Raw genomic sequence first — 13,806 nt, 5'->3', positions numbered from 1 at the left:
AGTTACTTGTAGGTCAGCGTCCAGCTGACCGTGATCGGCCCGCTCACGCCGGCGGCGCCGGTGCAGCTGGTGAGAGCCGTCATCGCGCCAGTGGGGCTGCGATAGGCTTTCTCGTCCGCCAGGGCGCGGGTCGAGCAGGTCAGCCCCTCGACCTTGAGGCCGGTGACGTCGCCGGTCCCGAACGTCGTCATCCCGCCTTTGGTCACCGCCTTGCCCGAGAAGCTGGCGAAGGCCAGGTCCACGGCTCTCACCGACACACCCGGCTTGGGCGTGAACACGTCCGTGCGGCGGATGCGACCAGGCTCCAGCACATAGGTCGTCTTGACGCTGAAGCGGTCGTCGGCGACCGGGGCCTTCTGGCCCAGGCGGTCCAACCGGTCCTGGTCGTAGGTCACGGTCGTCCGCGCGCCCTGCCCGCCCACCTTGACGTGGGCGGCGTAGGCCAGCGGGGCCAACTGCGCGCCGTCGGCCAGGGTGATGCGCGGCAAGAGCTGCGGGAACACCCCGTCGGCCACGCCTTGCAACATCCCCGGCGAGAACGGCACGGGATAGTACGGCGTGTTCATATGCTGGCTTTCGCCGCCGTTGATGATAGGCAGCGAGATCACGCGGCCGCGATCCCGCAGGGTCACCACCAGCCGGTCGTTCTGGCCACGCGCGAACCAGGTCACCGTCCGCTTGGGCAGCTTGTCCAGCCAGGCGTTGAAGCCCGGGTCCGGCGCCTTGTCCTTGAAGCCCAGCTCGTTCCAGATCGCGCTGGTGTAGATGTATTGCCGGCCCAGGCTGAGGTTCTCGCCCAGGATCCGGTGCTTGCCGCGATAGGCGTCGGTCCGGCGGCCATGCTCCCACATATTCACCGAGCCCATCTTGGGATCGAACCAGAAGTCCATGTAGCGGGCCGCGACGCGCGAGCTGAACGCGTAGGCCATGGTCTTCTCTTGCGGCGTCAGCACGTCCAGCTTGGCCGCGGCGGTCAGCACCTCCAGGAAGGCCGTCTCGCCATAGGTCCCGATGCTACGGCCGTATTCGAAGCCCTCGCCGCGCGGGTTCAGGCGCGGCAGCATCAGATCGACCGAACGGCGCAGCCATTGGCGCACCTCCGGCGTGGCGGGCATGCCGGCCTCGATCAGGCGATGGCTGATCTCGCCGATCAGCAGCACCGAGTAGCGGTCGAAGCGCCCGTCGCCATCGGTCTCGTCGGCGAAGCCGTATTCGCCCGAATATTTGCGATAGTGGTCCAGCGTCTTGCCTAGCAGGGCCTCGCTGGCCGAGGCGTCCTCCCAGCCGAGGCGATAGCGCAGCCGCGCCACGCTGAAGGCCACGCCGTAATAGTTGTTGGGCAGGTTGATCAGCGTCAGATCGTCGGTGCGGACGAAGCGGCGCCAGTCCAGCTTGGCCTTCAGCTTCTCCAGCGTCGCCGGCGCGATCGCCTGGTCCAGCAGGCCGGCGTCCTTCAGCATGTGGATCGCCTGGCAATAGTAGTAGATGCCCCAGGTGTCGTTAGGGTCATCGACGGTCAGGTCGGCGACCTGGCGATAGGCAGCCAGGTAGCGCTGGAACTTCGGGTCCGTGCGTGGGGTGTCGACGATCAGATAGGCCAGGCCGATGGCGATCTTGCCGGGCAGGAACTTGTCGTCGGCCTCGAACACCTTGACCCCGTCCAGGGTCATGTCGCGCTTCTCGGCCAGCAACTTCTCCAGCAGCACCGCGGTCTGCGGCAGCAGGCGCTTCTCCACCGTCTGGTTCATCGGCGCGACCACGCCCGCATAGAGCGGGCCGCGCGGGCTCTGGTCAGCGGCGAAGGCGGGCGCGGCGACCGCCAGGGCCGCCGCCGTCAGCAGGAGAAGCTTGCGCACGCTTAAGTGGCCTTACCAGTTGAACATCGTCCCGTCTTGCAGACGGTTCACCGGCAGGTAGGCGCGCTTGTATTCGTACTTGCCGGCCAGTTCCTCGTCGATGTCGACGCCCAGGCCCGGCTTGTCGCCCGGGTGCAGCAGGCCGTCGCTGAAGGTGTAGGCGTGCGGGAAGACCGCGTCGGTTTCCGGCGTGTGGCGCATATACTCCTGCAGGCCGAAGTTCGGGATCGACATGTCGAAGTGCAGGGCCGCGGCCATGGTGATCGGCGACAGGTCGGTGGCGCCGTGGCAGCCGGTCTTGACGTGGTGCAGGTCGGCGAAGGCGGCGATCTTCTTCAGATTGCTGATCCCGCCGGCGTGCAGCACGGTGGCGCGCAGATAGTCGATCAGCTGCTCTTCGATCAGCTGCTTGGCGTCCCAGACGTGGGCGAAGATCTCGCCGACGGCCAGCGGCGTCGTGGTGTGCTGGCGGATGATCCGGAAACCGGCCTGGTTCTCGGCCGGGACCGAGTCCTCCAGCCAGAACAGGCGATAGGGTTCCAGGTCCTTGCCCAGGCGCGCGGCCTCGATCGGGGTCAGGCGGTGATGGACGTCGTGCAGCAGGTGCACGTCCCAGCCCAGCACCTCACGCGCCTTCTCGAATAGCTGCGGCACGTGCTTTAGATAGGCCGCGGTCGACCACAGGTTCTCGGTCGGCAAGTTGCCGTCGGCCGGCTCGTAGAACATCTTGTCGCCGGAGACGCCGTAGGTGCTGTTCAAGCCCGGCACGCCCGTCTGCAGGCGGATGGCCTTGTAGCCCATGGCCTTGTACTTCACCGCCTCGGCGATGGTGTCGTCGATCGTCTCGCCATTGGCGTGGCCGTAGACGGTGACGCCCGTGCGGCACGCGCCGCCCAGCAGCTGATACACGGGCAGGCCCGCGACCTTGCCCTTGATGTCCCACAGCGCCATGTCGACGGCGGCCAGGGCGGTCATGGCCACCGGGCCGCCGCGCCAGTACGAGCCGCGATAGAAGAACTGCCAGATGTCCTCGATCTGATGGGCGTCGCGGCCGATCAGGCTGGGGATCATGTGATCCTGCAGGAAGCTGACCACCGACAGTTCGCGCCCGTTCAGGGTGGCGTCGCCGACGCCGGTGACCCCGTCCTCGGTCGTGATCTTGAGCGTCACGAAGTTGCGACCGGGGCAGGTGACGATGACCTTGGCGTCGATGATCTTCAGCATGGACCTGGAGTAGCTAAGCGCGGCCGTAAAGTGGCCTGACCACTTCTAGCGACTTATCCGACAAGAAGCTAGTGGCCTTGCCACTTCGTCGAACGGAGCGCTGTAGCGCCCGGATCGGTCATACAATAGGGTGCTGCGACCCCGACGCAGCGTCGGCTGGATTGACGAGACGATGACGACTTCGACGGCCGAGACCCGCAAGCTGTACCAACAAGTGGCCAATTCGATCGCCGACGCGATTCGCGACGGCACGCACCGCCCTGGCCAGCGCCTGCCGTCCGAGCGTGATCTGGCTGAAGACTACAAGGTCAGCCGCCCGACGGTGCGCGAGGCGATGATCGCCCTGGAAATCCGCGGCCTGGTCGAAGCGCGTCACGGCTCAGGGGTCTATGTCACCGAAGCCCCGCGTCCCGAGGCCCAGGCGCCCGAACTCGACATCGGCGCCTTCGAGCTGACCGAGGCCCGCCGCCTGATCGAGGGCGAGGTCGCCGCCCTGGCCGCCGCCACCATCACCGACGAGGAATTGGCCGAGCTGGCCGTCATCCTCGACGACATGGTCGTGGAGAACGACAACAACGTGAAGGGCGACCGCGCCGACCGCCGCTTCCACGTCACCATCGCCCAGGCCAGCCGCAACAGCGCCTTCGTCACCGTGGTCGAGAACCTCTGGGACCTGCGCTACAAGTCGCCCCTGTGCCGCGCCATGCTGGAACGCGCCCGCCAGGTCGGCGTGCGCCCGCTGATCGATGACCACCAGGAGATCCTCCTGGCCCTCAAGGAACGCGACCCCACCGCCGCCCGCAACGCCATGCGCGAGCACCTGGGCCGGGTGATCGACAACCTGCTGACCGCGACCGAGATCGACGCGCTGGAGCGGGCGCGGAACGAGGTGGCCGCGCGGCGCACCGAGCTGGCCCGCCGCTCGGCGATCTAGAGCGCCCCCTCCGTCACGTCGCCTATCGGCGCCGCGCCACCTCCCCCGCAAGCGGGGCAGGAGGAAAGAACTTCTCCTCCCCTGCGAAGCGGGGGAGGTGGATCGCTGCGGATACGCAGCGAGACGGAGGGGGCGCTCAGCCGCACTAGCCTTCCCCCGCCAGCTTCTTCCGACGCTCCAACTCCAGCGCGCTCGGCTCGGCGTGCATGAACGAGCCGGTCTCGACCGCACCCGCGCGGGCGTAGCGGCTGATCACCACGCCCTTGGGCGAGACCTCGCTCTCCAGCAGCGTGAAGGTGCGCGGCGCCGCCCCGTCCTGGAACAGCCGCTTGCCCTGCCCCAGCACCACCGGGAAGGTCAGGGTGTGCAGCTCGTCGACCAAGTCCTCCGCGAACAGGGTCCTCAGGAGGTCGGATGAGCCCTGGGTCAGCAGGTCGGGGCCCTCCTCCGTCTTCAGACGCTTGATCGCCGTGACCGGATCCTCGCCCAGCCAGCGGCTGTTTCGCCAGGTCAGCTTGAAGCCGGGATCGCGGGTGGCGACGAACTTGGTCGCCCTGTCGAACACCTGGCGGATCGGGTCGTCGTCCGGCGCGAACGGCCAGTGGCCGGCGAAGATCTCGTAGGTCTTGCGGCCCAGCAGCAGGTCGAACGGCTGCTCGAACATCCGCCAGTTGGCCTTGCCGGCCACGTCGTCGAATAGCGGCGGCAGCCAGCCGCCGAACGGGAAGCCGTGCGACGGGTCCTCCGGCGGCCCGCCGGGGGCCTGCATCACGCCGTCCAGACTGACGAAGGCGGCGACGATCAGCTTTCTCATGGGCGTTCTCCTTGGCGCTTGGCCAAGGAACGGGCGGCGGCCGGTGTTCCCGACAGCCGCCTCTGATTTTCTACTTCTTGTAAGCCCCGATCGTCAGCCGGCTCTGATCCGCCGGATCTTTCTTGGCGATGTAGTCGGCCTTCTGCGCCAAGCCCGCGTCGCCGTATGCCGCCGCCGCCAAGTCATACAGCGGCAGGGCCTCCTCCGTGGCGTCCTGCGGCTTCAGTTCCTTGAACGGGAAAGCCGCCTCGTTGCCGACGTAAGGCGCCAGGTAGTCGAAGGCGGCGCGCAGGCCCTGCCCCTTCGGACCCTTGTAGTTCCACAGGTCGACGCCGACGCAGGGGCCGAGCTCGGCCATGCCGACCAGGGGCTCGATGGCGAAGTAGCTGTAGTGCAGGCCCCGGGTGCGGGCGAGCTCCTTGGGCATCTTGCCGTCGGGATCGATCTGCGGGTCGATGCGGGTCTTGCCGGCTCCGGCGATCGTCGCCTTGGCCAGATCGGGCTTGCGGGCGAACAGCGAGAAGGTCGCCAGCTGATAGTCGTACCAGATGCCGTGGTTGTTCTGGGCCGCCTGCTCTTCCTTGGCCGTCGCGCCCTTCTGGAGCCACTGGGTGTAGACCTCGAACCAGTGCTCGAGCGCCGTCTGCTCGGCCGGCTTGATCGCGCCCGACGGGGCCAGCAGGCCGATCGACTCGACCACGCGCAGCAGGCGGAAGGTGTCCAGCACGCCCTCGGCGCGGCCGGGCGTGCGGCCGGGAACGCCCTGCGCATAGGTCATGTGCGGCCGCATCCGGGTGTCCGGGTCCAGGAACCAGACGTACAGCAGCTCCGAGGCCTTCTTGGCGTACTTGGCGTCGTCGGTGAAATAGTAGGCCAGCGACAGGGCCTCGACGGCGTTGGCCATATTGTCCATGCGCACGGCGTCGAAGGCCTCGGTGTTGCGCTCGGGATTCACCTCGCCGTCCTTGCGGATATAGGGCTCGCCCTTCGGCTGGGCGGGGTCGGGCCACCAGTACGGGCCCATCGAGATGTAGTCGTGCTTGTCGCCACTGGGCGGCGTGCGGGTCTTCTCGGTGACGGCGTAGTACGGGCCGTTCAGCGCCTTGTCGGCACGAGCCATCAGGGCCTTGTAGGCCGGAGCGACGGACGGATCGACGAGGTTGGCCTTGGCGGCCTTCAGCGCCTCGGGCTTCCAGCGGAAGGTGCGGCGGCCGTCGAAGTCGGCGGCATAGCCGTTCTCGGCCTTGCAGACCGGACCGGAGGCCAAGGCGGGCGCGGCGGTGGACAGCGCGCCCAGGGCGACGGCGCAAAGGGTCAGGGTTCGGATCGATCGGATCATCGGGTCTTTCCTCCTCGCCCGGCCTTGGAAACCGGTGTCAGATTCCAGCTACACCAAAATTGGGCGACCAGACAAGCAACTGGCATGACCAGAATTCCACATGCTGGACCAGATTTGCCTGCAAGTGGCGAGATCAGGTAAGACAACTTTCAGCGGCGCCCGACAGAGGCGAGGGGAGGTTTCGATGCGCGTGCGGTTCGCGACGGCCGTGGCCTGCCTGGCCCTGAGCGCCCTGCCCGCCCCATTACGCGCTTATGCGCAAGCTTCGCAGCCTCCGAAGCCACCCACTGTCCAGGCCGATCCGGCCGCCTCCGCCCTGACCCTGGGCCGCGCCGTCGCCGACTGGCAGCTGCGCCACATGGACGGCCAGTTCGACTACGTGAAGACCCAGCGCCCCAAGACCCAGAACCCGCGCGGCTGGATCCAGGGCGCCTTCTATGCCGGCCTGACCGCCTTCGCCCAACGGACGGGCGATGCGGGCTACGCCCAGGCCCTACGCGCACACGGCGTCGAACAGGGCTGGGGCCTGGGCCAGCGGCCGCTGCACGCCGACGACCACGTCATCGCCCAGTCCTGGATCTGGGTGTACGGCCGCGACCACGACCCCGCCCAGATCGCCCCGGTGAAGGCCCGCTTCGACGCCATCCTGGCCGATCCGCCCAAGGCCGACCTGACCTTCATCGACGGTCAGGAGGATCAGCCCTGCCAGGCCCGCTGGTGCTGGAGCGACGCGCTGTTCATGGCCCCGCCGACCTGGGTGGCCCTGTCAGCGGCCACGAAGGACCCACGCTACGCCGCCTATGGCGACCGGGAGTTCTGGGCCACCACCGAATGGCTGCTGGACAAGCAGGACGGCCTATACTTCCGCGACAGCCGCTATTTCGATAAGCGCGACCAGGGTCGCAAGATTTTCTGGAGCCGCGGCAACGGCTGGACCTATGCCGGGATCGTCAACATCCTGAAGACCCTGCCGGCCGATCACCCGTCGCGCCCGCGCTATGTGGCGCTATTTCGGCGGATGTCGGCCAAGCTGGTGAGCTTGCAGAAGCCCGACGGCTACTGGTCGGTGTCGCTTCTGGCGCCCGAACACAGCCCGCCCGAGAGCAGCGGCACGGGCTTCTTCGTCTATGGCCTGGCTTGGGGCGTGAACACGGGTCTCCTGCGAGACCGAAAATACGAAGCCGCCACACGACGCGGCTGGACCGCCCTCGCCAAGGCCGTGCAACCGGGCGGAAAACTCGGCTGGGTGCAGCAGGTCGGCTACGCGCCCGACCACGTCGAGGCCGACGACACGCAGCTTTACGGCGCGGGAGCCTTCCTGTTGGCGGCGTCGGAAGTCTCGCGCGGCCGCTTCTAGCGCCGCCACACTCCCGCTTCGAATTCCGTACGAAGACTGACGATTTGCGCGCGCGGATACACGTCCGGCTTCACGCGAACGCGCGTCCGTTCTGAATATCGTTATTCAACAAATTCAGCGATTATTATCTACACTAAAAACGCTACATAGAGTTCACCGTTCCGCGAACGATGAGATTTCGACATTGTTCCAAGAGTGGCGTTATAAATTTCCGTAATGTTTCGCCAGAGATATGGCGTTGTCTCATTCCCGCCCCAATTGGCCAGAGTCGTGGCCTTAGGGATACAGTTTCACGACAATACGATTACACGCCGGGACTCGCGATTGACCGAGCGTCCCGGAAGCTCCTAAGGCGCCGATAACCGCCGGATCGCGGCGGGAAACAAATCTTGCATCGGGCTGTAAGGACGCCGGCGCTCGCGCCGACGAGGGCGGCCCGGAAGGATATCGATATGAAGTATCAGGTTACCCGGGGTCGGTTGCTCACCACCTCGATGATCGTTGGCGTGGCCGCGCTGGCCGGCTTCGCCGCGAACGCTCAGACCGCCGCGCCGACCGCGCCCGCGGCCGCTCAGGACAATGAAGTCGAAGCTGTCGTCGTCACCGGCTCACTGCTGCGCCGCACCGACACAGCCACCCCCTCGCCGGTCACGGTCCAGACGACCGAGCAGCTGAAGGCCCAGGGCATCACGACGGTGTCGGACGCCATCCGCAGCCTGTCGGCCGACAACTCGGGCTCGATCCCGGCCGCCTTCGGCAGCGGCTTCGCCGCCGGCTCGACCGGCGTGTCGCTGCGCGGCCTGTCGGTGAACTCGACCCTGGTCATGATCGACGGCCTGCGCAACGCCAACTACCCGCTGGCCGACGACGGTCAGAAGGCGTTCGTCGACCTGAACTCGATCCCGTTCAACGCCGTTGAACGCATCGAGACCCTGAAGGACGGCGCCTCGTCGCTGTACGGCGCCGACGCCATCGGCGGCGTCGTCAACATCATCATGAAGTCGAACTACCAGGGCATGTCGGCCGACGCCTCGTACGGCACGAGCGAGCACGGCGGCGGCGACCAGTATCGCTTCAACGGCGACGTCGGCTACGGCGACCTGGATACCGACAAGTACAACGTCTATTTCGACGTCGAGTACCAGCTGGACAAGCGCATCCGCGGCGACCAGCGCGGCTTCCCGTACAACACCAACGATCTGTCCTCGATCCCGGGCGGCGCCAACAACAACCCGCAGACCGGTGGCAGCACCTTCTACGGCAACGTCAAGCGCGCCACCCTGGGCACGCCAGGCAACCTGGCCACGGGCATCGCCATCGACAGCCCGACCAACGTCTGGCAGCCGCTGCGCACCTGCGCCGCCGACGCCCCGTTGACCTCGCAGTTCGATGAGGACGGCGTCCTGATGGGCACGTACTGCGCCCAGAACATCGCCAACTTCGGCGACATCCAGCCCAAGCAGTCGCGCGTCGGCACCTATGGTCGCTTCACGATCAAGCCGAACGACAACTTCGAGGCCTATCTGTCGGGCAGCTTCATCCAGTCGAAGACGTCGGTGAACGGCACCCCGGTTCCGATCTCGTCGAGCACCCCGAACAACCTGACCAACCTGGTCCTGCCGGTCTACATCTGCTCGGCTGGCGTCTCGTGCGCCACCGCCGCCGACCGCGCGCTGAACCCGAACAACCCATTCGCCTCGACCGGCGACTACGCGCTGATCAAGTACCGCTTCAGCGACCTGCCCGCCACGGCGCGCTACACCAACCGCATGTTCCGTGTGGTCGGCGGCGTGAAGGGCGACATCAACGAGTGGAACTACCAGGCCAACGTCGTCATCGCGCACGACACCCTGGAAAGCGCCCAGACCGGCTTCGTCAGCTACAAGCAGCTGATGAGCGACATCAACACGGGCGCCTACAACTTCATCGATCCGTCGAAGAACAGCCAGGCCGTCCGTAACGCCCTGTCGCCGGTCCTGGCCAAGACCTCGACCACCGACATGGACTCGGTGAACTTCCAGGCCTCGCACGCCCTGTTCAGCCTGCCGGGCGGCGACGCCCAGCTGGGTGTCGGCGGCGAGTTCCGCTACGAAGCCACCAACGACCCGGCCCTGAACCCGGTCAACGACGCGCAAGGTCTGGGCAACGCCCGCACCGAGGGGAACCGCACCGTCGCCTCGGCCTTCGCCGAAGTCGGCCTGCCGGTCACGACCCAGCTCGAGTTCAACCTGTCGGGCCGCTACGACCACTACTCGGACTTCGGCGGCAACTTCTCGCCGAAGATCGGCGTCAAGTTCACGCCCATCAAGACGGTCGCCCTGCGCGGCACGTTCTCGAAGGGCTTCCGCGCGCCGTCGTTCTCGGAAGCCGGTAACTCGGCCAGCCAGGGCTTCACGACGTTCTCGTTCAAGGCCGACCAGTACGCCGCGTTCCGCGACTCCCACGGCAACAACGAGTACACCAAGGCCTACTCGCTCTCGTCGATCACCACGGCCAATCCGGACCTGAAGCCGGAGAAGTCGACCAGCTACACCTTCGGCGCCGTGTGGGCTCCCACCCGCGCCTTCAGCGTCTCGCTGGACTACTACCACATCAAGAAGAACGACGTGATCGCGCAAGCCAGCGCGGGCACGGCTCTGGCCGCCTACTACTCGGGCCAGGCCATCCCGGCCGGCTACACCGTCGTCGCCGACGCGATCGATCCGGAACACCCGACCGCCCTGGCGCGCGTGCTCTCGGTCGCCTCGCCCTACATCAACGCCGACTCGCTGGTGACCAGCGGTCTGGACCTCAACGTCCAGGCCACGTTCTACCTGCCGGCCGACGTGAAGTGGACGACCAACCTCGATGCCACGACCATCTTCGACTACAAGTACACCCAGGACGGCACGACCTATAACTACGTGGGCAAGGAAGCCCCGTACGTGCTGTCGTCGGGCGCTGGTACGCCGAAGAACCGCCTGTCGTGGATGAACACCTTCGAGCGCGGTCCCATCCACGTGACGGGCACCATGAGCTACGTCTCGGGCATGCGCGAAGAGGACGACAGCTACGACAGCGCCTGCCTCTACGGCGACTCGAACTTCAACTGCCGCGTGAAGTCGTTCACGACCGTCGACCTGACGGGCGCATACGACGTCACCGAGAAGGCGACGGTCTATGCCGACGTCATGAACCTGTTCGACACCGGCCCGATGTTCAACCCGGCCAACTACGCCGGCGTGAACTGGAACCCGACCTACTCGCAGTCGGGCATCGTGGGCCGCTTCTTCCGCGTCGGCGTGCGCGTGAAGTACTAGTCGCCACAAGATCTCGCGTACGGACCGCGTGAGTATGGTCCGATGAGATGGAGGGGGTCGTCCGCGAGGGCGGCCCCTTTCCTTTTGCGCGCTTGCTTTCCGTGCGGATGAAAAAATGGGCTGCCCCGCCCGTTGCCGCACGTGCGGAAAAGCCCTCCACTTACGTCAATCTAAAGAGGGGCGACGCGCCAATGCGACCGCCATGGGCTTACGGGGAGTGACTATGACGCGTAGCGGAGCGATGGCCGGGGCGGCCCTTGGCGTGGTGCTGGCTTTCACGGGGATTAGCGGCGCGATCGCCGCCGACATCACCCCGCCGGACAAGGCCTTCGCCCAGCCGGTCGGCAGCGACTACTTCCTGGCCGACTACACCGCCTACGAGGCCTATCTGAAGACCCTGGCCGGCCAGTCGGACCGCATGAAGCTGGTCGACATCGGCAAGACCGAGGAAGGCCGCACCATGTGGGTGGCGATCGTCTCCTCGCCGGCCAACCTGGCCAAGCTGGACCACTATAAGGACATCTCCCGCAAGCTGGCCAAGGCCGAGGGCGTCAAGGAAGACGAGGCCCGCAAGCTGGCCGCCGAGGGCAAGGCGATCGTCTGGATCGACGCCGGCCTGCACGCCAGCGAGACCATCACCTCGCAGGGCCAGATCCAGGTCCTCTACCGGATGCTGACCCAGACCGATCCCGAGACCATGCGGATGCTGGACGACACCATCATCCTGTTCGGCCAGGACAATCCGGACGGGATGGAGATGATCTCGGACTGGTACATGCGCAACCAGGATCCGAAGAAGCGCGAGTTCAACTCGCTGCCGCGCCTGTACCACAAGTATATCGGCCACGATAACAACCGCGACAGCTTCATGTCGTCGATGGCCGAGACCACCAACGTCAACAAGCAGCTGTTCCGCGAGTGGTATCCGCAGATCGTCTACAACCAGCACCAGACCGGCCCCAACGGCATGGTGGTGTTCGTCCCGCCGTTCCGCGACCCGTTCAACTTCAACTACGACCCGCTGGTCATGACCGAGCTGCAAGAGGTCGGCATGGCCATGCACAGCCGCCTGGTGGCCGAGGACAAGCCGGGCTCGGGCGCCCGCAGCGCCGCGCCCTACTCCACCTGGCACAACGGCATGGAGCGGTCGGTCGCCTATTTCCACAACTCGATCGGCCTGCTGACCGAGATCATCGGCGGCCCGACCCCGACGACCGTGAACCTGGTGCCGGAGCTGCAATTGCCGGGCAACGACCGCCCCGCGCCGATCGCGCCGCGCGAATGGCATTTGCAGGACTCGCTGGATTACCAGTGGACCATGAACATGGCCGTGGTCGACTACGCCGCCCGCAACAAGGAACGCCTGCTCTTCAACATCTGGAAGATGGGCGACAACAGCATCAAGCGCGGCAACAAGGACACCTGGACGATCACCCCGACCCGCGTCGAGGAGCTGCAGGCCGCCGGCAAGGACAAGCCGGGTCCGTACGGCCAGGCGATCGATCCCAAGCTCTACAAGACGGTCCTCCAGACCCCGGAAGAGCGTGATCCGCGCGGCTACATCATCCCGGCCGACCAGGCCGACATGCCCACGGTCGTGGCCTTCCTCAACGCCCTGATCAAGACCGGCGTCGACGTGGACAAGGCCACCAAGGCCTTCACCGTCGGTGGCAAGACCTATCCGGCCGGCTCCTACGTCGTGCGCTCAGCCCAGGCCTATCGCCCGCACATCATGGACATGTTCGAGCCGCAGGATCACCCGCACGACCTGGAATATCCGGGCGGCCCGCCCAAGGCGCCGTACGACGTCACCGGCTACACCCTCGCCTACCAGATGGGCATCAAGTACGACCGCATCCTGGAGGGCTTCGACGCCCCCACGACCCGCGTGCCGGACGTGATGTCGGTGACGCCTGGCGCGGTGAAGGGCTCGGGCGGCGCGGGCTGGCTGGTCAGCCACGAGACCAACGGCAGCTTCACCCTGACCAACCGCCTGCTGAAGGCCGGCGCCAAGGTCTATTGGGTCAAGGACGGCGCCAAGGCCGGCAAGACCGCCTTCGGTCCCGGCGCGATCTTCGTCCCCGCCTCGCCCGCCGCCAAGGCGGTGATCGACAAGGGCGTCAAGGACCTGGGCATCGACGCCTACGCCGTCGGCGGCAAACCGTCGGGCGCGACCATCGCCCTCAAGCCGATCCGCATCGGCCTCGTGGACGTCTATGGCGGCTCGATGCCCTCGGGCTGGAACCGCTGGATGTTCGAGAAGTTCGAGGCGCCCTTCCAGGTCGTCTACCCGCAGCGCCTGGACGCCGGCGACATCGCCAAGGACTACGACGTGCTGGTGTTCCCGGACGGCGTCGTCCCCGCTCCGGCCGACGGCCCGTTCAAGGCCGGTCGCGGCGGTCCCCAGCCCAAGCCGGAAGAGATCCCGGCCGAATACCGCGCCTGGCTCGGCCGGGTGACCGACGAGAAGACCCTGCCCAAGATCGCCGACTTCGTGAAGGGCGGCGGCACGGTGGTGGCCATCGGCGCCTCGACGCGCCTGGCCACGGCCCTGGGCGCGCCGGTCGACGTCGCCACCGCCAAGATGGAGAACGGCCAGCTGAAGGCCCTGACCACCCGCGAGCTCTACATCCCGGGCTCGGTGCTGCGCGCCAAGGTCGATCCCAAGCAGCCGCTAGCCTACGGGGCTTCGGACCAGGTCGACGTGTTCTTCGACCGCAGCCCGGCCTTCACCGTGAAGGCTGATGCGAAAGGTGTGTCGCGCGTGGCCTGGTTCGACGCCGACAAGCCCCTGCGCAGCGGCTGGGCCGTCGGTCAGGAGAAGCTGAAGGGCTCGACCGCCATGCTCGACATCGACGTCGGCAAGGGCAAGGTCTTCGTCTTCGGTCCGGAGATCACCCAACGGGCGCAGTCGTACGGAACGTTCAAGTTCCTGTTCAACGGCCTGCTGTACGGGCCGGCGGTAAGCGGCAAGTAGCGCTCA

At 66.5% G+C, this 13,806-nt stretch carries 8 protein-coding genes and 1 pseudogene; 5 read left to right on the top strand and 4 right to left on the bottom strand.

Features of this window, described 5'->3' with window-relative positions:
• Positions 1-2: 2 nt before the first annotated feature.
• Positions 3-1,856 (bottom strand): hypothetical protein, encoded by a 1,854-nt coding sequence (locus tag AC07NI_RS16910; RefSeq protein WP_494621177.1) that lies wholly within the window; start codon positions 1,854-1,856, stop codon positions 3-5.
• A gap of 12 nt (positions 1,857-1,868) precedes the next feature.
• Complete coding sequence (manD, locus tag AC07NI_RS16905; RefSeq protein ID WP_494621175.1) at positions 1,869-3,080, bottom strand: D-mannonate dehydratase ManD; 1,212 nt, start codon at positions 3,078-3,080, stop codon at positions 1,869-1,871.
• A gap of 172 nt (positions 3,081-3,252) precedes the next feature.
• Here manD and AC07NI_RS16900 point away from each other — a divergent pair, with 172 nt between their 5' ends.
• Positions 3,253-4,014, top strand: coding sequence for a FadR/GntR family transcriptional regulator (locus AC07NI_RS16900; RefSeq protein WP_494621173.1), 762 nt, complete (start codon positions 3,253-3,255; stop codon positions 4,012-4,014).
• Between the two features lie 3 nt (positions 4,015-4,017).
• A pseudogene (locus AC07NI_RS16895) lies at positions 4,018-4,092 on the top strand (hypothetical protein); the annotation flags it as partial.
• Between the two features lie 67 nt (positions 4,093-4,159).
• Here the strand turns inward: AC07NI_RS16895 and AC07NI_RS16890 are convergent.
• Both AC07NI_RS16890 and AC07NI_RS16885 read right to left on the bottom strand, forming a co-directional pair.
• Positions 4,160-4,828: a dihydrofolate reductase family protein gene (locus AC07NI_RS16890; protein ID WP_494621171.1), complete on the bottom strand. Its 669-nt coding sequence runs from the start codon at positions 4,826-4,828 to the stop codon at positions 4,160-4,162.
• A 70-nt stretch (positions 4,829-4,898) separates the two neighbouring features.
• A complete protein-coding gene (locus AC07NI_RS16885) occupies positions 4,899-6,167 on the bottom strand; it encodes an alginate lyase family protein (protein WP_494621169.1) in 1,269 nt (422 codons plus the stop codon).
• A 184-nt stretch (positions 6,168-6,351) separates the two neighbouring features.
• Here AC07NI_RS16885 and AC07NI_RS16880 point away from each other — a divergent pair, with 184 nt between their 5' ends.
• From AC07NI_RS16880 to AC07NI_RS16870, 3 genes are all read left to right on the top strand, one after another.
• Positions 6,352-7,524: a glycoside hydrolase family 88/105 protein gene (locus tag AC07NI_RS16880; RefSeq protein WP_494621167.1), complete on the top strand. Its 1,173-nt coding sequence runs from the start codon at positions 6,352-6,354 to the stop codon at positions 7,522-7,524.
• Between the two features lie 452 nt (positions 7,525-7,976).
• A complete protein-coding gene (locus tag AC07NI_RS16875; RefSeq protein WP_494621165.1) occupies positions 7,977-10,823 on the top strand; it encodes a TonB-dependent receptor in 2,847 nt (948 codons plus the stop codon).
• 202 nt (positions 10,824-11,025) lie between these two features.
• On the top strand, positions 11,026-13,800 hold the full coding sequence (locus tag AC07NI_RS16870; protein ID WP_494621163.1) for a M14 family metallopeptidase: 2,775 nt from the start codon (positions 11,026-11,028) through the stop codon (positions 13,798-13,800).
• The last annotated feature ends 6 nt before the right edge of the window (positions 13,801-13,806 follow it).

Source organism: Caulobacter sp. GW821-FHT10E02 (assembly GCF_059415225.1).
The sequence above is the reverse complement of the archived record's forward strand: the minus strand, read 5'-3'. Positions and strand labels throughout refer to the sequence as shown.